The sequence below is a fragment of the Micromonospora sp. H33 genome, from assembly GCF_052068455.1.
Classification (GTDB): domain Bacteria; phylum Actinomycetota; class Actinomycetes; order Mycobacteriales; family Micromonosporaceae; genus Micromonospora.
Genome location: NZ_JBQHDE010000007.1, coordinates 194,703 through 216,612 on the forward strand (window position 1 = coordinate 194,703; position 21,910 = coordinate 216,612).

At 70.7% G+C, this 21,910-nt stretch carries 18 protein-coding genes; 6 read left to right on the forward strand and 12 right to left on the reverse strand.

All coding sequences use genetic code 11. The features are described from left to right. Positions 1–6 precede the first annotated feature (6 nt). The 3 genes from ACTMS0_RS18040 to ACTMS0_RS18050 form a co-directional block, all read right to left on the reverse strand. Positions 7–729, reverse strand: coding sequence for an ABC transporter ATP-binding protein (locus tag ACTMS0_RS18040; protein WP_441156374.1), 723 nt, complete (start codon positions 727–729; stop codon positions 7–9). Then, positions 726–1,565: an ABC transporter ATP-binding protein gene (locus tag ACTMS0_RS18045; RefSeq protein ID WP_441156375.1), complete on the reverse strand. Its 840-nt coding sequence runs from the start codon at positions 1,563–1,565 to the stop codon at positions 726–728. Before ACTMS0_RS18045 ends, ACTMS0_RS18040 begins: the two co-directional genes overlap by 4 nt. 322 nt (positions 1,566–1,887) lie before the next feature. Further along, complete coding sequence (locus ACTMS0_RS18050) at positions 1,888–3,420, reverse strand: long-chain-fatty-acid--CoA ligase (protein ID WP_441156376.1); 1,533 nt, start codon at positions 3,418–3,420, stop codon at positions 1,888–1,890. A 333-nt stretch (positions 3,421–3,753) separates the two neighbouring features. Here ACTMS0_RS18050 and ACTMS0_RS18055 point away from each other — a divergent pair, with 333 nt between their 5' ends. Next, positions 3,754–5,277 (forward strand): acyl-CoA carboxylase subunit beta, encoded by a 1,524-nt coding sequence (locus tag ACTMS0_RS18055; protein ID WP_441156377.1) that lies wholly within the window; start codon positions 3,754–3,756, stop codon positions 5,275–5,277. Positions 5,278–5,456: 179 nt separating this feature from the next. Here ACTMS0_RS18055 and ACTMS0_RS18060 read toward each other — a convergent pair whose 3' ends face one another. The 4 genes from ACTMS0_RS18060 to ACTMS0_RS18075 all read right to left on the reverse strand — a co-directional run bounded on the left by ACTMS0_RS18060 (position 5,457) and on the right by ACTMS0_RS18075 (position 10,304). After that, positions 5,457–6,056 carry a TetR/AcrR family transcriptional regulator gene (locus tag ACTMS0_RS18060; RefSeq protein ID WP_441156378.1) on the reverse strand — a complete coding sequence of 200 codons (600 nt, stop codon included), beginning with the start codon at positions 6,054–6,056 and terminating at the stop codon, positions 5,457–5,459. 55 nt (positions 6,057–6,111) lie between these two features. Continuing rightward, positions 6,112–8,328: a molybdopterin-dependent oxidoreductase gene (locus tag ACTMS0_RS18065; RefSeq protein WP_441156379.1), complete on the reverse strand. Its 2,217-nt coding sequence runs from the start codon at positions 8,326–8,328 to the stop codon at positions 6,112–6,114. Between the two features lie 167 nt (positions 8,329–8,495). After that, the gene (locus ACTMS0_RS18070) at positions 8,496–9,278 is read right to left on the reverse strand and encodes an SDR family NAD(P)-dependent oxidoreductase (protein WP_441156460.1); all 783 of its coding nucleotides are present in this window, start codon (positions 9,276–9,278) and stop codon (positions 8,496–8,498) included. Between the two features lie 12 nt (positions 9,279–9,290). After that, a complete protein-coding gene (locus ACTMS0_RS18075; RefSeq protein WP_441156380.1) occupies positions 9,291–10,304 on the reverse strand; it encodes an NADP-dependent oxidoreductase in 1,014 nt (337 codons plus the stop codon). Positions 10,305–10,651: 347 nt separating this feature from the next. Between ACTMS0_RS18075 and ACTMS0_RS18080 the strand changes: the two genes are divergently transcribed. Together ACTMS0_RS18080 and ACTMS0_RS18085 are read left to right on the forward strand one after the other, a co-directional pair. Further along, positions 10,652–11,857: a cytochrome P450 gene (locus ACTMS0_RS18080; RefSeq protein ID WP_441156381.1), complete on the forward strand. Its 1,206-nt coding sequence runs from the start codon at positions 10,652–10,654 to the stop codon at positions 11,855–11,857. Positions 11,858–11,859: 2 nt separating this feature from the next. After that, entirely contained in the window at positions 11,860–12,810 is a 951-nt protein-coding gene (locus ACTMS0_RS18085) for an alpha/beta fold hydrolase (protein ID WP_441156382.1), read from the forward strand. A 44-nt stretch (positions 12,811–12,854) separates the two neighbouring features. Here ACTMS0_RS18085 and ACTMS0_RS18090 read toward each other — a convergent pair whose 3' ends face one another. Beyond that, entirely contained in the window at positions 12,855–13,466 is a 612-nt protein-coding gene (locus ACTMS0_RS18090; protein WP_441156383.1) for a hypothetical protein, read from the reverse strand. Between the two features lie 411 nt (positions 13,467–13,877). Between ACTMS0_RS18090 and ACTMS0_RS18095 the strand changes: the two genes are divergently transcribed. Next, positions 13,878–14,810 (forward strand): hypothetical protein, encoded by a 933-nt coding sequence (locus tag ACTMS0_RS18095; RefSeq protein WP_441156384.1) that lies wholly within the window; start codon positions 13,878–13,880, stop codon positions 14,808–14,810. Positions 14,811–15,059: 249 nt separating this feature from the next. Further along, the gene (locus ACTMS0_RS18100) at positions 15,060–15,908 is read left to right on the forward strand and encodes a phytanoyl-CoA dioxygenase family protein (RefSeq protein WP_441156385.1); all 849 of its coding nucleotides are present in this window, start codon (positions 15,060–15,062) and stop codon (positions 15,906–15,908) included. A gap of 163 nt (positions 15,909–16,071) precedes the next feature. Here the strand turns inward: ACTMS0_RS18100 and ACTMS0_RS18105 are convergent, their stop codons facing one another. Together ACTMS0_RS18105 and ACTMS0_RS18110 are read right to left on the reverse strand one after the other, a co-directional pair. Beyond that, positions 16,072–17,460 (reverse strand): cellulase family glycosylhydrolase, encoded by a 1,389-nt coding sequence (locus tag ACTMS0_RS18105; protein WP_441156386.1) that lies wholly within the window; start codon positions 17,458–17,460, stop codon positions 16,072–16,074. Positions 17,461–17,613: 153 nt separating this feature from the next. Next, a complete protein-coding gene (locus tag ACTMS0_RS18110; protein ID WP_441156468.1) occupies positions 17,614–17,742 on the reverse strand; it encodes a hypothetical protein in 129 nt (42 codons plus the stop codon). Between the two features lie 437 nt (positions 17,743–18,179). Between ACTMS0_RS18110 and helR the strand changes: the two genes are divergently transcribed. Continuing rightward, complete coding sequence (gene helR, locus ACTMS0_RS18115; protein WP_441156461.1) at positions 18,180–20,327, forward strand: RNA polymerase recycling motor ATPase HelR; 2,148 nt, start codon at positions 18,180–18,182, stop codon at positions 20,325–20,327. 298 nt (positions 20,328–20,625) lie between these two features. On the opposite strand, the gene ACTMS0_RS18120 is transcribed toward helR, so the two are convergent. Both ACTMS0_RS18120 and ACTMS0_RS18125 read right to left on the reverse strand, forming a co-directional pair. After that, positions 20,626–20,814 (reverse strand): DUF397 domain-containing protein, encoded by a 189-nt coding sequence (locus ACTMS0_RS18120; RefSeq protein WP_441156387.1) that lies wholly within the window; start codon positions 20,812–20,814, stop codon positions 20,626–20,628. Positions 20,815–21,114: 300 nt separating this feature from the next. After that, positions 21,115–21,687 (reverse strand): TetR/AcrR family transcriptional regulator, encoded by a 573-nt coding sequence (locus ACTMS0_RS18125; protein ID WP_441156388.1) that lies wholly within the window; start codon positions 21,685–21,687, stop codon positions 21,115–21,117. Positions 21,688–21,910: the final 223 nt, after the last annotated feature.

Genomic DNA, 21,910 nt, shown 5'->3' on the forward strand with positions numbered 1-21,910 from the left:
GGCTTGTCAGAACCCGAGGTACGCGTGGCGGAGCTTCTCGTCGTCGCGCAACTGCGCCGCCTCGGTGGCCATGACGACCCGGCCCAGGGACATGACGACCCCCTGGTCGGCGACGGAGAGGGCGCTGCGCACGTTCTGCTCGACGAGCAGGACGGTCAGCCCCTTGCTGTCGCAGAGCTGGCGCAGCAGCGCCATGATCTGCGCGGTCACCCGGGGGGCGAGCCCGAGCGACGGCTCGTCGAGCAGCAGCAGCTTCGGGCGCCCGATCAGCGCCCGCCCGAGGGCGAGCATCTGCCGCTCTCCGCCGGAGAGCTGGTGCCCCGCGTGCCGGCGCCGCCGGGCCAGTGGCTCGAAGAGCTGGTACACCTCGTCCTGCGCCTGCCGGGCGTCGGCCCGGTCCCGGCGCCACAGCCCGCCGAGGCGCAGGTTCTCCTCGACGGTCAGTTCGGCGACGATGCCGCGCCCCTCGGGCACGTGTGCCAGGCCGCGCCGCACGAGCCCTTCGACGCGGACGGCGCGCAGGTCGGCGCCGTCGAAGAGGACCCGGCCGCCGGTGGGCCGGAGCAGGCCGGAGAGCGTGCGCAGCAGGGTGGTCTTGCCGGCGCCGTTGGCCCCGAGCACGGCGGCGATGGTCCCGGCGGGCACGCTGAGCGTGACCTCCCGCAGTACCGGCACCGGGCCGTAGCCGGCGCTGAGCCCGTCGACCTGGAGGATGGGGTCGGCGCTCATGACCCGGCCCCCCGGCTCGGCGCGGTTCCGGCCACCTCGACGTCGGCGCCGAGGTAGGCCTCGGTCACCTTCGGGTCGTCGCGCACGTGACCGGGCGGCCCGGCGGCGATGACCTTGCCGAAGTCGAGCACCACGATCTCGTCGCAGACGGACATGACCAGGTCCATGTGGTGCTCGACGAGCATGATCGAGCACGCGCCGTCCGCGCGGCCCGGCAGCGCGATGATGAGCTCGCCGAGCTCAGTGATGTCGTCGGCACCCAGCCCACCGGCCGGTTCGTCGAGCAGGAGCAGGCGAGGTCGGGCGATCAGGGCGCGGGCCAGGGCGACGCGTTTGCGCACGGCGTACGGCAGGGTGGCGGGGGCCGCGGCGGCGTGCTGCGCGACGCCCAGCTCGGCCAGCAGGTCCAGGGCCCTCTCCCGCAGCCGCCGTTCGTCGCGGTCACTGCTCGGGAGGCCGAACAGGGCCGCGGCGAAGCCGGCGCGGGCGGCGTGGCTCGCGCCGGCCATCACGTTCTCCAGCACGGTGAGGCCCGGGAACAGGCCGACGCCCTGGAGCGTGCGGGCGATGCCGAGGCCGGTCAACCGGTGCGGGCGCGGCCGGAACGGTCGGCCGTCCAGGGTGAGCGATCCGCTGGTCGGCGCGACGAAGCCGCAGACCACGTTGAACAACGTCGTCTTCCCGGCGCCGTTGGGGCCGATCACGCCGACGATCCGACCGGCGGGTACCCGCAGGGAGACGTCGTCGAGCGCGACGAGCCCGCCGAAGCGCACGCCGACGTGGTGCAGCGCCAGGTCGATGCCGTCAGCGGGGGTGCCGGATGGTGGCTGGTTCATCTTCACCTCGTGAAGGACGCGGCGTCGGGGGAACGCGCGGTACGGGGGTCGGGCGAAGCATTGGGGGCTTGTTATTGCATCGAGAGTGCAAACTCAGGAGCCGCTAGTCAATCCCTGTTATGACCCTGTGACCTCCCGCCGTCGACTCAGGACAGTCGCGCTGGGCAGGGCAAATGGCGGCCTGGTGGCGTCGATGGGCGGTCGCCCGAGGGGCGGGCCGGCCGCGGTCACCTCGCCACCTCGACCGGCGGTTGATGCACACGGGATGCAAGATTGGCAGTGGGCCGTCACGGGGGTTGACGCGACGCGCGCCGTGTCCGCGTCATCCGTACAGCTCTTTCTTGATCTCGCGCTTGAGGAGCTTGCCGGTCGGGCCCTTCGGCAGTTCCTCGACGATGCGGACCTGCCGGGGGTACTTGTACGCCGCCAGCCGCTCCTTGCAGTAGGCGACCAGGTCGTCGGGCGTCACCTCGGCGTCCGGCTTGACGCTGAGCACCGCCACGACCTCCTCGCCGAGCTTGTCGTCGGGACGCCCGATCACCGCGGCCTCGGCGACCGCCGGGTGGGCGTACAGGACCTCCTCGACCTCACGGGGGTAGACGTTGTAGCCACCGCGGATGATCAGGTCCTTCTTGCGGTCGACGATGAAGAGGTAACCGTCCTCGTCGGCGTACGCCAGGTCTCCGGTGTGGAACCAGCCGCCGCGCAACGCCGCCGCGGTCGCCTCGGGGTTGTTGTAGTAGCCCTTCATGACGTTGTGTCCGCGCACGACGATCTCGCCGACGTGCTCGGGCCCGGGCGGCAGCGGCCGGTCGAGATCGTCGACGATGCGGGTCTCCACGCCCCAGATCGGCTTGCCGATGGAGAGCACCTTGCGCTGCTCGGCGCTGATGTTGAAGGTCGTCGTGCTGGCCGTCTCGGAGAGGCCGTAGCCCTCCAGGATCACCACTCCGGGGAACTTCTCCTCGAAGGCCCGGATGACCTCGCCGGGGATCGCCGCGCCGCCGGAGACACCGACCCGCAGCGACGAGAGATCCCGGCCGGTGAGGTCGGCCTGCAGCAGCGCGAAGTACATGGTGGGTACCCCGGCGAAGATCGTGCAGCCGTGCCGCTCGATGGCGTCGACCACCGGCTCGACCTCGAAGCGGGGCACGAGCACGATGGTCCCGCCGTACCGGACCGAGACGTTGAGCACGCTGGAGAGCCCGAACACGTGGAACAGCGGCAGGACGGCCACGCCGATGTCGTCCCGGGCGAAGCCGAACAGCTCGCCGCCGACGGTGCAGTTCATGTAGAGCTGGAAGTGGGTCAGCTCGGCGCCCTTGGGCTGGCCGGTCGTGCCGCTGGTGTAGAGCAGCACGGCGGTGTCGTCGGCCTGGGTCGGCTCGATGTCACCGGTGTCCTCGGCGCGGAAGAGCTCGTCGTACGACCGGGTCCCCTCGGGCCGCCGGTCGCTGCCCGGCAGGTTCACCACGTACGTCGTCACGCCCTCGACCTCGGCGGCCCCCTTGGCCGCCTCGTCGGCGAAGAGTTCGAAGGTGACGAACACCTTCGTGTCGGAGTCCGCCAGGTGGTAGGCCACCTCGCCGGCGCGCAGCAGCGGGTTCAGCGGGACCATCACCAGCCCGGCCTTGAGGATGCCGAAGTACGTGAAGAGGAACTGCGGCAGGTTGGGCAGCTGCACCGCCACCTTGTCGCCGCGGCGCAGGCCGAGCCGCAGCAGGCTGGCCGCCACCCGCCCGGAGAGTTCGTCGACCTGCGCATAGCTGAAGGTCAGGTCGTTGACGTGGCAGAGCGGCTTGTCCGGGTGCTCCCGGCGGGGCTCCCGGAGGATGGTGGCGAGGTTGAAGCTCATGCTGCTCCTCCTTTGGCGGCGAGTCGCGGTACATCGAGCGACGTGGCAGCCCGTCTACGCCCTGCCCCCGTGGACATCACGGCATGACGAGGCTCACCCGCGCTCCTCACGTTCGCTCGGTCACGTTCTCTGGACGCCGTACCGACCAGTCGGTATGTTCTGCGTCCGGCGACGGTAGCGAGCCGCCGGCATGTGCGTCAATGGGCAGACAGGTGTGGGCCTCGAACCGAACGCCCGAGGTGTGGAATACCTGCATCAGCCGCGGGACTCCCGGGACAGCCAGGCGATCCGGTCGACCCCCGCGATGAGGCGAGCCGGACGGGAGCGTGCGACGTGAGCGGTGACGAGCCGTCCACCGGGAAGACCGCCGCGGGCGGAGACCCGGTCCCGGCCGAGCTGGCCGAGGTGCTGGAGCGCCAGGCCGGGCTGCTCGACCCGGCCCGCGCCGACGCGACGGCGAGACGACACGCGGCGGGGCGGCGCACCGTACGGGAGAACCTCGCCGACCTGCTCGACGAGGGCACCTGGCTGGAGTACGGCGGCCTGGCCGTGGCGGCGCAGCGCTCCCGCCGGCCGCTCGCGGAACTCACCGAGGCGACCCCCGCCGACGGCGTGATCGTCGGGGCCGGCCGGGTCGGCGGTGCCCGCGTCGGCGCGGTCGCGTACGACTACACCGTGCTCGCCGGCACCCAGGGGCTGACCGGTCACCGCAAGACCGACCGGCTCTTCGCGATCGCCGCGCGGGAGGACCTGCCCGTCGTCATCTTCGCCGAAGGTGGCGGTGGCCGCCCCAGCGACACCGACCATCCGACCGTAGCTGGCCTGGAACTGACGACCTTCGCGTCGCTGGCTCGGCTGCGCTCGCTGCGGGTCGGGATCGCGGCCGGCTTCTGCTTCGCCGGCAACGCGGCGCTGCTGGGCACGTGCGACGTCACCATCGGCGTCGCGGGCGCCAGCATCGGCATGGGCGGACCGGCGATGGTGGAGGCGGCCGGGCTGGGCACGGTCGCACCGCAGGACGTCGGCCCGCTCGAGGTGCACCTGGCCAGCGGCGCCGTGGACATCCGCGCGGCGGACGACGCCGACGCCGTGCGCCTGGCCCGGCTGGTACTGGGCTACGCGAACGGGCAACCGGTGAACGGACGCCACGAGGACCAGCGCCGCCTGCGCCGCGTCATGCCGGAGAACCGGCGCCGCGCCTACGACGTACGCGCGGTCATGCGCCTGCTGTTCGACGTGGAGTCGGTGCTCGAACTCCGGGAGCGGCACGGTCGGTCCCTGGTGACCGCATTCGCCCGCCTCGACGGGCATCCGGTCGGCGTGATCGCCAACAACCCGCTGCACCGCGCCGGCGCGATCGACGCCACCGCCGCCGGCAAGGCGACCCGTTTCCTGCGGCTCTGCGACCGCCTCGGCCTGCCCGTGGTGAGCCTCTGTGACACCCCGGGGATCATGGTGGGTCCGGACGCGGAGCGAACCGGGCTGGTGCGGGCGGTCGGGGAGCTCTTCACGGCCGGCGCGTCGCTGCGTACCCCACAGGTGACGGTGGTGCTGCGTAAGGCGTACGGCCTCGGCGCCATGGCGATGGCCGGCGGAAGCTTCCACGAGTCCCGCCTCACCCTCGCCTGGCCGACCGGCGAGGTCGGCGCGATGGGTCTGGAGGGGGCGGTGCGGCTCGCGCACCGCCGGGAGCTGGCGGCCATCGCCGACGACGCCGAGCGCCAGCGCCGGTACGACGAGCTGGTGGCGCTCGCCTACGCCCGCGGCAAGGCGCTCTCCGCCGCCGCGAGCTTCGAACTCGACGACGTGGTCGACCCCGCGGACACCCGGACGAGGCTCCTCGCCGCGCTCTTCTGACGTCTCGATCCGCCACAGCGACGAGGTCGAGGCCGCGGTCCGACCCGGCTCACGAACCGACCGGCGTGTCCGTCGGCCGTCACGGCAAGCTACGAATCTTCGCCGGCGTTGCCTGCCCCGGAAACCCCGTACCGTCCCGCCCTGCGGTAACGCCTCCGGCTGTCACCTGGCGACCACGGTCAGCGGGCCGGTTCGGGACGCAGCGAGGCCAGGAGCAGGTCGGCGAAGTGGTCGCCGACCTGCTCCGGGGTGAGCCGGCCGCCGCTGCGGAACCACGCGCCGAGGTGGTGCACCGCGCCGAAGAAGTAGTCCACCACCAGGTCGGCCGGCACGTCGGCACGGAACGGTCCGGCGCGCTGCCCCTCCTCGACCAGCGAGCGGAAGCGCTCGTGATACTCGCGGCGCGCCGCCCGCACCGCGCGCTGGCGGTCGGCGGAGAGCAGGTGCATCGACTGCAGGAAGATGGTGGCGTCGTCGAGGTTGGCGATCGCGGTGACCACCACGTCGGCGGCGGCGGCGTGCAGACGCCGCGCCACCGGCTGCGGGCTGGCCATGATGGTCTCCAGGCGTTCGCGCTGCATGCGCAGCAGCCGCTGGTAGATCTCCTGGAGCAGGTCGTCCTTGGCGGCGAAGTAGTGGTACATCGCGCCTTTGGTGACTCCGGCCGCCTCGACGATCTCCTGGACCGAGGTCTTCTCGAAGCCCTTCTCCGCGAACAGCCGGGTGGCGACCGCCAGCAGCCGCTGCGGCAGTGCCTCGCCACCGACCGTACGACCCACCGTCGCCCTTCCCTTCCAGGGCCGCCGGCCGGCCCGGTGCGCCAGCGTACGCGCGTCAGGCGGGCTCGACACGCACCGGGATCCCGTTGAGCACGACGTTGCCCGACAGCGGGTCGACGGCCGTCTCGTCGGTGAGCACGTTGCTGTTGACGCCGGCGTGCGCGCGGGCCACCGACTGGCGGGTGCCCGGGACGTCGTGTCCCCACCCGTGCGGCATGCTGACCACGCCCGGCATGGTGTCGGCGGTCAGCTCGACGGGGACGACGACCGACCCGACCCGGGAGGAGACCCGCGCGGCGTCCCCGGGGGCGAGCCCGAGTTTGGTCGCGTCCTCCGGGTGCACCTGCAGGGTGCAGCGGTCGCGCCCCTTCACCAGCGCGGGCACGTTGTGCATCCAGCTGTTGTTCGACCGCAGGTGCCGGCGGCCGACGAGGACGAAGCCGTCCGGTGGGGCGTCGCGCGCCTCGCGGAGCCGGGCCACGTCGGCGGCGATCGGCGGCGGGCAGAGTTCGATGGTCCCGCTCGCCGTGCGCAGCACCTCCGGCAGCCGCGGTTGCAGCGGCCCGAGGTCGACGCCGTGCGGGTGGTCGAGGAGCCGGGTCAGGGACAGGCCGTCCGGTCGCGCGCCGAACTGGTCGCCGTAGGCGCCGAGCCGCAGCCGCGCGTCGAGCAGACGCTCGGCCGGCCGGTCCCCGGCGACCAGGGCGCGCAGCTCGGCCGCCGGCCGGCCCAGCGTCTCGGCCGCGTCGGCGAGCGTCTGGCCGAGCAGGTGCTCGTGCAGCTCCGCCGGATCGGCGCCAGCACCCCGTCCGGCGGCGATCAGGGTGAGCCGGGCGAGGATGTCGCACTCGTCGAGGCTGTCGGGTTCCGGCGGCAGGGCGGGGGGCGAGTAGCTGGCGACGTTGCGGACGGCCAGGGTGAGGAACGCGAAGTCGTAGTGGCCGGCGCGGGCGGCATCGGGCGGCGGCAGGACCACGTCGGCGTGCCGGGTGGTCTCGTTCAGGTACGGGTCGACGCTGACCATGAAGTCGAGCGAGGCGAGGGCGCGGTCCAGCCGCTGGCTGTTGGCGGTGGAGAGAACGGGGTTGCCGGCGATGGTGATCAGTGCCCGGACCTGGCCCTCCCCCGGTGTCTCGATCTCGTCGGCGAGCGTGGCGACCGGGAGTTCGCTCTTGACCTCCGGCAGGCGGCGCACCCGGCTGGTCCAGCGTCCGGTGCGGAAGCCCTTGCCGGGCCCGCCGGCGCGGGTGCGCTGGTGGGCGGCCAGGGGGAACATCGCCCCGCCCGGCCGGTCGAGGTTGCCGGTGAGCACGTTGACCACGTCGACCAGCCAGCTGGTCAGCGTGCCGAACGCGACGGTGCAGGTGCCGATGCGGCCGTAGACGGCGGCCGCGGAAGCGGCGGCAAGCTCGCGGGCGAGCTGGCGGATGCGCGGCGCGGGCACCGCGCACCGGTCGGCCACCCGCTCGGGGGCGAACGCCGTGGCCAGGTCCCGGACGTCGTCGAGGCCGGTGACGTGCTCCGCCAGCCGGCCGAGCCGTACGAGGTCCTCGTCGAAGAGGGTGTGCACGACGGCGAAGAGCAGCAGCGCGTCGGTGCCGGGCCGGATGGGTAGGTGCTCGTCGGCGGCGGTGGCCGTGCGGGTGCGCCGGGGGTCGACGACGACGAACCGACCGCCGCGGGCCTGCAGCGCCCGCAGCCGGCCGGGGAAGTCGGGGGCGGTGCAGAGGCTGCCGTTGGACTCGAAGGGGTTGGCACCGAGCAGCACGAGCAGGTCGGTGCGGTCGAGGTCGGGCACCGGAATGGCGTTCGGGTCGCCGTAGAGATAACCCGAGGAGACATGCTTGGGCATCTGGTCGACGGTGCTGGCGGAGTAGACGTTGCGGGTGCCGAGCGCCCGGACGAGGGGACCGACATGGAGCCCGCCGGCCATGGTGTGCACGTTGGGGTTGCCGAGGTAGACGGCGACGGCGTCCCGGCCGCCCAACCGGGCGGCGGCGAGTCCGGCCTCGACGGCCGCGAACGCCTCGTCCCAGCCGACCTCGCGCAGCGTGCCGTCAACGCGCAGCAGCGGCCGGCGCAGGCGGTCCGGGTCGGCGAGGAGCTGCGGGAACGCGGCTCCCTTCGGGCAGACGAAGCCGTGGCTGAAGACGTGGTCGCGGTCGCCGCGGGCGTGGGTGACCCGATCGCCGGTGATGGTCAGGGTCAGGCCGCAGGTGGCCTCGCAGAGCGGACAGGTACGGTACGCGGTGCGTGTCGCGGTCGTCGCCATCGCGGGCCCCTTCCGGTGGGATACCGACTGGTCGGTATGGTGGCATGCCGGGCGGGTGGGTGTCACCCCCCGAGCGATTGCGGCGGGTGCGGCGCACGCCGCCGGAGCCCGGCTCAGGCCGCCACGGCCAGCGCGGGTTGTGAACGGCTACAAGGGATCAGGTCGGTTCACCCGGTGCCGGCGGCCTCGTCGATGCGCCGACGAAGGCGGCCCATGGCACGGAGCCACCGTTCGGTCTGGGTCGCCCGGAAGGCGTAGTGGTCCTGTACCTCGGGGTGGGGCAGGATGAGGAATCGCCCGTCCGCGAGTCCCGCCATGACCACGTCGGCGACCTGCTCCGGCTCGAGGACGTCGCCAGCAAGCACCGCCTTGGCGGCCGGGTCGGTACGCTCGTACATCTTCGTGCGCACCCCCAGCGGGCAGATGACCTGGACCGTCACTCCCTTGTCGCCGTAGCTGGCCGAAAGCCACTCGGCAAAGGCCAACGCGCCGTGCTTGGTCACCGAGTACGACGCGGACTCGAGGTGTGTGAGCAGACCGGCGGCGGACACGGTGGCCAGCAGGTGCCCCCGTCCCCGTGCCAGCCAGGGCCCGAGCAGGTGTCGAACCGCCCGCACGTGCGCCATGACGTTCACCTGCCACACCCGGTCCCACATCTCGTCCGGGGTGTGTACTCCGCCGCCCGGCTCGATCCCGGCGTTCGCGCAGAACAGGTCGATCTCGCCGAGGTGGGCGCGGGCGGCCGCCACCAGCGCGGCCACGCTCTCCTCGGCGCTGGCGTCGCCGGCCACGGACATGCCCCCGACCTCCTTGGCAACCCTGGCGGCAGCCTCGGCGTCCAGGTCGTTGACCACGACCCTGGCACCCGCAGCGGCGAATCGGCGGGCGAGCGCGGCGCCGATTCCGGATCCGGCTCCGGTGACGACGACACCGGCGTCGCGCAGTTCGATGCCTGGCATCCCTTACGCGTCCGCGACCTGGAGCACCAGCTTGCCGAGGTTCTCGCCGCGGAACAGCCGGAGCAACGTCTCGGGAAACGCGCTCACCCCACCGGGAACGACGTCCTCCATCGACCGCAGCTGGCCGGCCGCCAACCACTCGGCCAGCTTCGCGACGGCCTCGGAGTACCGGTCGGCGTAGTCGAAGACGACCATTCCCGTCATGGAGGCGCGGTTCACAAGCAGCGACATGTAGTTGCTCGGGCCCTTGACCGGCTCGGTGTTGTTGTACTGGGAGATGGCACCGCAGATGACGATTCGGGCACCTCGGGCCAGCCGGGTCAGCACCGCGTCGAGGATGTCGCCGCCGACGTTGTCGAAGAACACGTCCACCCCGTCCGGGGCGTGCTGGCGTAGAGCCTTCTGCACATCCTCGGATCGATAGTCGATCGCCGCGTCGAACCCGAACTCGTCCACCACCAATCGGCACTTGTGCTCGCCGCCGGCGATGCCGATGACCCGACAGCCCAGGAGCTTGGCGATCTGGCCGACCACGCTGCCGACCGCGCCGGCCGCTGCGGAGACCACGACGGTCTGCCCCGGCTGCGGGCGGCCGACGTCGAGCAGGCCGAAGTAGGCCGTGATACCGGTCATGCCGAGGGTGCCGAGATAGACCGGCAGCGGTGCGAGCGCAGGGTCCACGATGGTGACGTCGCGCCCGTCCGACACGCAGTACTCCTGGACGCCGAACGCGCCGGACACGTGGTCGCCGACCGCGAACCCGGGGTGCCGCGAGGAAATGACCCGGCCGACCGCGCCGGCGCGCATCACCTCGCCGATCTCGACCGGCCGGATGTAGGACCTGGCCGCGTTCATCCAGCCGCGCATCGCCGGGTCGAGCGAGAGGTACAGCACCTGCACGAGGAACTCACCCTCGCCCGGCTCGCCGACCGGCACCTCGAGCAGCTTCCAGTCGGTTGGCCGCGGCAGCCCCGTGGGACGCGCAGCCAGGAGCAGTTGACGGTTGATGCGCTTCATCTCGGCGGTCCCTCGATTGTCACGGTTGACGGATACCTGAATGTGCACGGCGGCAAGCCCGTACCGCAGATCGACGTGGCCACCATCGGCGTGGCGTACCGACCGGTCGGTATGTCATGTCAAGCTACGTTCGCGCCCCAACGGAAGCAAGCGCCGCCCGAGGCCGGGACGTCGCCCACGGGTGAGATCTAGATCTCATTCATCATCGCCGGTGTCGATTCGACATGAACACGAGGGCGTCACACATAGTGGGACGTTGATTACAGGGGGTGTCGCCCAGGGGGGCCGTGTGGCTACCGTGACCACGCATCGATCCATGCACCTAGATCATTCGGTCAGGAGTGACGATGACGACGACCCCCGCCGTGGATCTTCCGTTCCTCGACATCACCGCGCCGGACTTTCGGTTCGACTCTCCCGCGGTCGCCGCGGCACGCGAGGCGAACTGGTGTGCCATGACGCCGATGGGACTCATCGTGCTGCGCCACGCCGAGATGCACCAACTGCTCCGCGACCCGCGGCTGGCGCAGAGCGGCGAGCGCTACCTGGAGCTGATGGGCATTTCCGACGGACCGCTGTACGACTGGTTCGTGCCGATGATCCTGCACCAGCGCGGCGCCGACCATCTACGCCTGCGGCGACTGGTCAGCAAGGCGTTCTCGCCACGGATGATCGAGGGCCTGCGGCCGTTCATGCATGACACCGCGACGAGTCTGACCGCGGCGATCGCCGAGCGGGGCGAGTGCGAGTTCATGGCAGATTTCGCCGACCCGATGCCGGTGCGGGTGATGTGCGCGCTGCTCGGCGTCCCACCAACCGACTACGAGTTGTTCCGCCGCTGGTCGACAGATGTCGGACTGGTCTACAGCTTCACCCTGCCGCAGCTGCGTACGCGGGTGGAGGAGGCCGTCGTGGGGCTGCGGGCGTACGTCGACTCACTGATCGAGCAGCGCCGCGCCGAGCCGCGGGACGACCTCCTGTCGGCGCTCATCGCCGCCGAGGAGAGCGGCGACCGGCTCAGCATCGAAGAACTGCGCAACCTCGCCCTGACCCTCGTGTTCGCCGCGCACGACACGACCCGTAACCAGCTCGGTCAGGCGCTGGCGACGTTCAGCGAGCACCCCGACCAGTGGCGGCTGCTCGCAAAGCGCCCGGAGCTCGCGCCACAGGCCGTGGAGGAGGTCATGCGGTGGGCGCCGGCGGTACCGACGATCTTCCGGTTCCCCGTCGAGGACCTCGACCTGCACGGTGTCCACGTCCCGGCGGGCACCTTCCTGCTGCTCGGCACGCACGCCGCCAGCCGCGACCCGCGCGCCGTCGACGGCGGCGACCGTTTCGACATCACGATTCACCGACAGGTGCCGCACCTGACCTTCGGCGGTGGACCGCACTACTGCATCGGCGCACCGACCGCCCGCGTCGAGATGGCCGAGTCGCTGATCGCGCTCAGCAGTCAACTGGCGCCGCCGTCGATAGCCGGCCCCGTGACCTGGCGTCCGCCCACCGCCATCCATGGACCCGAGAGCCTGCCGCTCCGGTTCGGGCGGTGTTGAGCATGCGCCGCGCCTGGATCGTCGGCGGCACGGCCGTCGCGCTGCTCGGTGCCGCGACCATCGGGGCGGCGCGGGCGGCGGTCGCCAGGATCGAACGCAACCCGGACCCCTTCCCGTATGACCGGCTCGCTCGAGAGCCGCAGGGCGAGGAGGTGCTCGTCCCGCGTCCGGACGGAACGGTGCTGCGCGCGATCGTGGCCGGGGACGGCCCGCCGGTCGTGCTCGCGCACGGCTATGGGGCCTCGCTGCTGGAGTGGAACGTGGTGTGGGAAACCCTGGTCGCCCGCGGTCACCGGGTCATCGCCTTCGACCAGCGCGGCCACGAACGCTCGACGCTCGGTTCCGCCGGCATCGGCTCGAAGCCCATGGCGGCGGACTACGCCGCCATTCTGGAGCACTTCGACGTGCGTGACGGCGTGCTGGTCGGCCACTCCATGGGCGGGTTCATCGCGATCCGTGCCGTGCTCGACCACCCCGAGCTGGGCCGACGCCTGCGCGGCCTGGTGCTGTTCGCTACCTGGGCGGGCCGCATCCTCGACCAGGCACCACAGAATCGACTGCAGATTCCGCTGCTGGAAACCGGTGTCCTGCAGCGGCTCGCGCGTACTCGTACCGGTGGTGTGCTGTTCGGAGCCGCGCAGTGCGGCACCCGGCCGTCGCCGGCCATGATCTCCGTATTCCGGGACGTCTTCGTCCGTCAGAGCCACCAGCCGCTCATCCCGATCGTGCGGGCCTTCAGCCGAGAGGACCACTACCCCCGGCTGAGCGAGATCACCGTACCGACCGTCGTCGTGGTGGGCTCGGCGGACCGCTCGACGCCCCCGAGCCACTCACACCGGCTCGCTGCCGGTGTGCCCGGAGCGCGGCTGGTGACCGTGCCCGATGCCGGACACATGCTCAACTGGGAGGCGCCTGACGTTCTCGTCGAGGCCATCGCGTCACTCCAGCGGTAAGCACCCACGCGGCCGAACCGACCCGTGATCCTGATGGTGAAGGACTACCGGCGCGGGCCCCGTCGTGGCTGGTCGGCTCCGTGCCGGAGTCTGCGGTTCCACCAGCCTGGCCGGCGCTGGGCCAGGTCCTTGAGTCGCCGGTGCTCCGCGTGCTGTAGCACGATGAGCACCGGTACAAGTCCGAGTGTCAGCAGCGGAAGGTAGCGCGGGGCCGAACGATTCTCCCGCGCCAGTGCGGCGATCGCCGCCCCGCCGGACACGTAGAGGATCGGGTTGTAGAACCGCATGAGCTCGGGCCCCAGCCCCTCACACTCGCGCAGCCAGGGCAGGCCGAGTTGGCGGCGCCCACGCGGCCACCCGAGGAGGTGAGCGGTCACCGCGGCCAGACCCACGCCGTTGCAGACGTCGAAGGCGGCGTCGCTGGACGACGGGCGGGTACCCGCCGCTCGCCAGACCGTCGCGGTGCCGACCGCCCACAGCCCCGCGGCCGGTGCCGGCCCCAGGACGGACGCGCTCGGCATACCGACTCCGGCGCCGAGCTCGAAGAAGACGTGTGCGGCCACACCTGCCGTGGCGAGGCGCGTCATGGGGCGGCGGGCGGGCCGGTCGGGCTGCGCCCCGTTGCCCGCCTTCCGCCCGGCCCGGCATGTCAGCACGGCGAAACCTTCCGGCGTTGCGGAGATCGCCGGCCAGTCCCGGCCGGCCCGGTCGCGGTACCCGCTTCCCGCCGACCTACTCCCGTGCGGGCCATGCCACCAGACCGGCCAGCTCTGGATTGTGGCCTTCGTCCAGCACGCTCCCCCGCCCGGCTGCCCCAGCGACGTGTAGTCGGCTCTAAGGGACCGTGATGAACCGGTGGTTAACTGACTGCATGCGATGGTTCACACCCTTTGGCCCGCTTCGCTCGTTTGGGGGCCTTACCTGGCGGTAGCTAATGGCGCATGAAGAACCCGATGAATGCGCCACGCTTGGTCGCGCGCGCACTGACCGTCTCGTTGACCGTCGTCGCCGTCGCCGCTGCCCCCGCCTCAGGCAGTGCGGTGGCCCAGCCGCCAGCAAGGTTCGAAGTGGACAGCACCTCCGACGCCCCCGATCGGGCGCCCGGAGACGGCCGGTGCCGCACCGCCGATGGCACCTGCACGCTGCGTGCGGCGGTGATGGAGGCCAACGCACAGTCGGACTCGACCATCGTGGTCCCCGCCGGCCGGTACACCCTGCGCATCCCGCCGCTGGCCGGCCGCGCCTTCACCGACTACACCCTCGCCGACACCGCGCACGGCAACCTGAAGATCTTCAAGCCCACCACCATCCTGGGCGCCGGCCGGGACCGCACGGTGATCGACGGCGGTCGACTCGACCGCGTCTTCACCGTGATGCGACCGGCCACCATCTCGGACCTCACCATCACCGGGGGCGTGTCGGCCCCGGTTGCCTCGGTCTACAACTACTACGGCGGCGGCGCCGCGTTGAACGCCTCGGAACTGACGATGGAGCGGGTCCGGCTCACCGGCAACAGCGCCCGCTTCGGCGGCGCGGTCCAGAGCATCCCGTTCACCTCGTTCACCCTGCGCGACAGCCTCGTGGACGACAACGAAGCGGGTGAGGCCGGCGGGTTGCGGTTCGACTCGGTCGGCCTGGTCGAGCGTTCGACGATCACCCGCAACAGGGTCACCAATCCGCACGACCCGACCCGCCCCGGGGAACTGGCCGGGCTCGGCGGCGGGATCGACGTCCGTGGCGTACGGACGGTCACCGTGATCGACTCCGAGGTGACCGAGAACTACGCCGAGGACGGCGGGGGCGGCATCAACATCACCCTGGCCTACCTGCCGGGGAGCACCGAGGACCGGTCCGGACCCGGCGCGGTGGAGCTCAAGCGTTCCGTGATCAGCGGAAACACCAGCCGGAGCGGTCCCGGCAACTGCCGGGCCGTCCGGGCGCGCATCGTCGACCTCGGCGGCAACACCGACTCCGACGGCACCTGCGCGACCACCCGGTAGCCCACCGGCGGCGTCGCGCCGGTCACCGGAGCGGCACCGGCGAAAGGCCCGCCCACGGTTGGTGGAGAACCGACCCGGAGCGGGGCCTTTCCGCCGGGCCCGCCGGTCCGAATCGAACCGACGGTCCACCGCCGGCACCTCTGCCCAGCGCACTCCGGACCATCGGGCGGTGCCACGGCGACAGCCATCTGTTGCGCGTCTTCTACAACGTTGTAATACTCGCCTGACCGCCGCCACCCAGGAGGTCCGATGAGCGCCGACGTTCGTAGGCCGCAGTCCGTCGAGACAGGCGAGGTCCCGGTGGAGGCGCTCGGCGACCTCTACCGCGACGGGATCACCGCGTGCCGGGCCGCCTTCGCCGTGGACTGGGTGGAGCGCGTGGGCGAGGACATCGATGCCGCGTTCCGCGAGGCCCGTGCCCGGCCGGACGGCGCCGTCGGGCGCGGGCCGCAGCGGTGGTACGTGGAGATCCATCCGGAGCAGCTGCGAGGCTTCGTCGACCTGGTGACCCATCCGTGGGTGGTCGCGGTCTGCCGGGCCGTGCTCGGACCCGAGTACGAGATCGTCGAGCTCGGCTTCGACATCCCGTTCCCCGGCGCTGCCATGCAGCCGTGGCACCGGGACTTCCCGATGCCGCCCGACACCCGCCGCCAGCGGCGACTGACCTCCCTGGCGTTCAACCTGACCACGGTGGACACCGTGGAAGAGATGGGACCGTTCGAGATCGCCCCGGGCACGCAGTGGGACGAGGGCGACGACTTCGACCACGGGATGTTCCCACCCAAGGAGCGCTACCCCCGCTACCAGGCGCGAGCCGTACGCAAGTATCCCCGCCGCGGCGACATCTCCGCCCGCTCGGCGCTCACCGTCCACCGGGGCACCCCGAACGTCTCCACAGTCGCCCGCCCGGTTCTGGTGCTCGGCGTGGACGCGCCCGGCGCGGGCAACGCCGCGCACCACGACATGGCCGTCACCCGGGAGTACTGGGAGAACCTGCCCGCGTCGGTGCGCGCGCACCTGCCGTGTCCTGTGGTGGAGACGCTGACGCCGATCCGCCAGAAGCACACCATCGAGGGCCTGGTGATGGGCGCGGAGTGAACACACCGCCGGGGTCTGCGGCGGACCGGAGCCGGCCGACGCCCGCCGGGCCGTCGTCCGTCACGCCCGCGGGGCCGGGGCCCCACCCACGGCGGGCGCGGCAGGCTGACTGGGGTACGACGGCGGTCGGAGCGTGCCGGTAACGCACTCCCCGGCGGGACGGTCAGAAGTCGTCCGGCGTGCGCATGCGGTCGCGCACCCAGATGCCGGCCGGCTTGAGCCGGCCCGTACCGCTGAACTGCCCACTGCCGCACGTCCCGCTGGTGAAGACCGCGCCGGAGCGGAAGTCGTCGGAGTAGTTCCAGTTCACCCAACTGATCTTCTTGCTCGCCATCAGGTCGAGGTAGCGCTGGGCCATCGTGAAGTTGTTCGGACCGTCGCCGGAGGCCTCCTGGCTTCCGAACTCGGTCACGAAGATCGGGAGTCGGTCCGCCGCGCGCGCCAACGTGTTGTAGTACAGGTCGCCGTGCGAGGCCGCGTAGAAGTGGAAGACGTACATGAGATTGCTCGCGGCCACCGGGTTGGCGGCGATGGTGTCGACGCCCCCACCGGTCCCGGAGACACCGAGCGACGACCAGTCGGGGGTCCCGACGAGCACCACGGCTTCCGGATCCCGCTGGCGGATGACGGGGATGACCTGGTCGGCGTAGCTCTTGACGGCACTCCAGCTGACGCCGTTCGGCTCATTGGCGATCTCGTAGAGGACGTTCGTCTTGTCGCGGTGGCGGTCGGCGATCTCGGCGAAGAAGGTACGGGCCCGCGACAGGTTGTGGTTCGGGTCCCCGGGCGTGAGCATGTGCCAGTCGACGATGGCGTAGAGGCCGCGGGCGGTGGCCAGCTCGATGTAGTGGTGGACCAGGTCGGTGAAGCGGCGCGGGTCGGTCTCGTAGCCGCCCTCCTGGATGTACATCGAGATCCGCAGGACGTCCGCCCGCCACTCCTGCGCGAGGACGTCGAGGGAGGCGTGGGTCGCGCAGTTGGCGTACCACTGGAGGCCGTGTGTGCTCATGCCCCGCAGTTGGATCGGCTTGCCGTTGCGGTTACACAGTTGCCGTCCGCAGACCTGGAGCTGTCCGTTCGCCGCCAGCGGCGTGCTGGCGGGGGGCGCGCTGGTCGGTGGAGGCGGGGGTGGGCTCGTCGTCGGCGGAGCCGTCGCGTCACACGGCTGGCCGTTGAGCCGGCAACCGTTGGGGCTGCCGGACCCGTTGCCGAGGAAGCCGAACGTCACCGAGGCGCCGGGAGTGATCGTGCCGTTCCAGGACCGGTTGGTGAAGCTGTAGTGCTGCCCGTCCCGGGTCATCAGCGCATCCCAGTACGAGCCCACGGTGGTACCCGCCGGCAGGTCGAACTCGACGCGCCAGGAGGTGAGGGTGCTGCCGCCCCCGTTGGTGATGGTGTACCGGCCCTCCCAGCCGGATCCCCAGTCGGAGATCTTGACGAAGGTGGCGGTCGGCGTGGCCGCCGCGGTCGCGGTGGCGGTGACAGCCATGGGCACCGCCGCCATGACCGCGACGACGCCGGCCAGGACGAGCTTCCTACCGCCCAGCTTCATAGGTCCTCCGATGGAGACGTCGCCCGAACGGCTCGCCCGCAGCCGACGGGACGGTGTCTGCGCGGGTCGCATCGGACTATAAACATACTTAAATGTTTTGGCAACGTACGGCCAGGACGATGGCCGCTACGAGCGGCGCCTCGACGAGAGGCTCTACGTGCGGCATTGGCTGAGCCTGGGGTCTTGCGGTGAGAGATTCAGGCCGGCAGCCTTGCCGGCCGAGGTGAGCACATCACCCTCGTCGATGTAGAGCACGCCGGCGTCGACGCGCACCGCGGGCATACCGGTCGTGCATACAGCCGACGACCCGGGTGGCGTCCGCTCAGGTCACCCCAAGTGGATCATGTCTTCATTGTGTCCGAGGGCGACGTCGGTCGCACATCCATGGTCGCCATTCGCGCTGAATTAGCACTGACCCGTTAGACGACGAACGCCAGCCGAATTCGGGAGCCACCGTACGCTGCGCGTCGCCGCTTTTACGAGGAGGTTGTCCGCCCAGCGGACGATCGAAGGGAGGGGAGATCCGCTCCCCTCCATTCTCAAGGTATAGCGCACCGGGGGGCTTGCGGCAAGACCCGGGTCGTACCGCAAAATCGTCGGCCGAGGCCAGAACCTGCAGAGATGGGTCGCGAAATGAGTGCGTCACGCCGCGGTGCAGACGCCTTGCTGCCCGCGATGGTCGCAAGCGACCTCAGATCGGAGCTGATGCCGTGAACCCGCTGACTAGCAGCGCTTTTGATCTCCCCGACCGCCTCCTCGCCAAGGTCGACCCGGCGCTGATCGCCGGCGACGAGCAGCACTTCGCGGCCATCGCGGAGAGCCTTGAGCAGTCGATCGCCGACCTGTCCGACCGCCTCGATGCCGCGCGCAAGGCGCCCGGCGGCAAAGGCCGGCGGGCGATGGACCGGGACCAGGAGATCCACCGGCTGACCGCTCGCCTGCGGGGACTGCGTCGCTTCGGTTTGGACCTGTGCCTCGGACACATGGTCGGCGCAGACAACCCCGAGCCCGTGTACGTCGGACGATTCGGCCTCACGGACAGCGCGGGCCGTCGGCTGTTGCTCGACTGGCGCTCCCCCGCGGCTGAGCCGTTCTTCGGAGCGACCCACGCCAACCCGATGGGTCTGGCAAGCCGCCGCAGGTATCGCTGGACCCGCGGCCGGATCACCGACTACTGGGACGAGGTGTTCACCCCGGACGGGTTCGAGGGGCACGCCGCCGCGCTCGACGACCAGTCCGCCTTCATCGCCAGCCTGGGCAGCAGCCGGTCGAACCGGATGCGAGACGTGCTCGGCACCATCCAGGCCGACCAGGACGCCATCATCCGCGCGGGATCGAGCGGCGCGCTCGTCGTCGACGGCGGTCCGGGTACGGGGAAGACCGTCGTCGCTCTGCACCGCACCGCCTACCTCCTCTACGCCGACCCGCGCCTCGGTCACCGCCGAGGCGGTGTGCTGTTCGTCGGTCCGCACCAGCCCTACCTGGCCTACGTCGCCGACGTCCTCCCCAGCCTCGGCGAGGAGGACGTGCAGACCTGCACCCTGCGGGACCTCGTCCCCGAGGGCGCCGCGGCAACCATCGAGACGGACCCGGACGTGGCCCTCCTGAAGTCGTCCGCGAACCTGGTGAAGGCGATCGAGGCGGCCGTCAGGTTCTATGAGGAGCCGCCGGCCAAGGGGATGACGGTCACGACCGACGAGTCCGACATCTGGCTGAGCGCCGACGACTGGGCCGGGGCGTTCGAGGCGCCGGGGCCCGGCACCCCGCACAACGAGGCGCGTGACGAGATCTGGGAGGAACTGCTCACGATCCTGATGGACAAGTACGACGGCGATGAGCCGGATGACCTGGTCCGCAGGTCGCTGCTGCGGAACAGGGAGCTGCACACGGCCTTCAACCGCGCCTGGCCGATGCTCGACGCGGCCGACCTCGTCGGAGACCTGTGGTCCGTACCCGCCTACCTGCGGAAATGCGCTCCCTGGCTCAGCCCGGACGAGGTCCGGAAGCTTCAGCGCGGCGACGCCCAGACCTGGACGGTGTCCGACCTACCGCTCCTGGACGCGGCACGGCAGCGGCTCGGCGACCCGGAGGCGTCAGAGCGTAAGCGCCGGCACGACGCCGCTGTCACCGCCGAACGCGCGCGCATGGCAACGGTCGTCGACGACCTGCTCGAGGCCGATGCCTACGACGACGGTGAAGGTGTGCTGACGATGCTGCGTGGACAGGACATGCGGGACGCCCTGGTCGACGAGACCGCACTGCCCAGCGCTGATATTGACCGGCTCGCCGGCCCGTTCGCGCACATCGTCGCGGACGAGGCTCAGGAACTGACCGACGCAGAGTGGCAGATGTTGCTGCTGCGCTGCCCGTCCCGGAGCTTCACCATCGTCGGGGACCGGGCCCAGGCCAGGCACGGCTTCACGGAGTCGTGGCAGGAACGGCTCGAGCGGATCGGGCTCGACCGGATCAACCTGGCCTCCCTGAGCATCAACTACCGGACGCCGAAAGAGGTCATGACGGAAGCCGAGCCGGTCATCCGGGCCGTGCTCCCGGACGCCAACGTGCCGACCTCCATCCGCAGCAGCGACGTCCCTGTCGTACACGGATCTGCATCGGATCTGGACTCGATCCTCGACACCTGGCTCGCCGCGCACGCCGACGGGATCGCCTGCGTCATCGGTGATCCCACGATCCGGACGACGTCCCGCGTCCGGTCGCTGACCCCGGAGCTGTCGAAGGGGCTCGAGTTCGACCTGGTCGTCCTCATCGACCCGGAGACATTCGGCGAAGGCATCGAAGGAGCGGTCGACCGCTATGTCGCGATGACCCGAGCCACCCAGCAACTCGTCATCCTCACGAACTCCTGACAACCTGATCGCCGCCCGACGATCATGATGACCGCTACCGCAGTTCCATGCACCCGAAACGAAACGACGCACGCCATGATTGATCTTGGCGTGCACGGCGAGCAGAACCGGGGTGGCCTTTCCCAGCAACACATCCGCGACCTTGTCCAACGCCCTCTAAGCGGCTGCAGATCATGTCCGATGGCCGGACAACAGAGATCTCGAACTCGGGCAGATGTCGCCAGCGGTCGTGACCACCTACCGATGAAAGAGGCCGGCCGCTAGGTTCGTGGTCGGCCTCTTGCTCACCGCGGAGCTGTCAGAAGTCCTGACCGGCCCGGACGCTGGCGACGAACGCGTCCCACTCCTGCGGGTTGAACACGACCTGCGTCTGCGGCTGCTGCGAGTTGCGGACGATTCGGTTCTGCTTCGAATCGACGGCGACCTCCACGCAGTTCGGGCCGCTGTTGTCGCATCGGTTGGGGCGGACGAAGTTGAGCTCCTGCATCGTGCATCTCCCTTGAGTTCAGGTAGTGCGGTCACCGGTGCAGGCGACGAACCGCGCGAAAACGTCACTGAGGCCGGATCGTGATAACCGGGCGAGCGCCAGCCCTAGCATTGGAGCAGGTGTACCCGTGATTCGACGGCCAGCTCGCATTGCCGCAGGCGTGTGGAGGCGCTGCGCTGACAGACGGTGCCTCCCGACCGTCCGTGCCGTCTTTCGTTGCGCCATCTACCGGGCAGGTAACAGCCGGGGTAGGACCAACCGAGGTGTGGTTCGATCAGCCGGCTAAGGGAGTGCCGGCCGTCAGTCGGCGGCGGGCTTGAGTCCGGCGAGGGTGAGAGTGACGAGGCGGTGGATCCCGTCTTCGGATGTCACCGTGTTTGCGGCGGCCAGAGCGTGCTGACAGAAGGCAACGAGTTCCTCGATCGGGATATCGGTACGAATCTGACCGCCTTCGGCAGCATCAGTGATCAGTTCCCGCAGGAGCGTGTTCAGTTGCGCGTGGGCCTCGGTGGTGTGGTCGCTGCGATGCAGTAGGGCCGCGAGGTCACCGCCGTGGCGGTGCTGGGAGAGCCGGGCGTAGGCGGTCAGCACGACCTGCAGGCGAGTTGACGGGCTGTCGGCTTGGTCGCGGATGGCCCGGAGGTGGTCGAGGTGCTGGGTGATCTGGCGCTCGTGCCAGGCAAGCAAGATCGCTTCGACGTCGGGGAAGTACTTGTAGAGGGTTGCGCGACCAATGCCGGTGAGTTCGGCGATGCCTGACATGGTCACGCCGGTGAGCCCCTGCTTGGCGACCAGGGTTGCTGCGGCGTCGAGAACGGCGTTGCGTACGGCCGCCCGGTGCGCCTCGATCGTGTCGTTCCACAGCCTTGGCACCCTTGCATGATACATACCGCCGCATCGCGTACACTCTGCCTTGGCGTAGACACGCTGTCTCGATAAGGCTGGGACCATACCTTGCGGTGATCGACGGGAGGGTCGGATGACGGGCCAGTCAGGTGGGCCAGGCGTGCCGCGGTGGGTGAAGGTGATTGGCCTGGTTGTGGCCGTGCTGCTGGTGGCATTCGTCGTGGTGCAGGTGAGTGGCATCGCCGGTGAG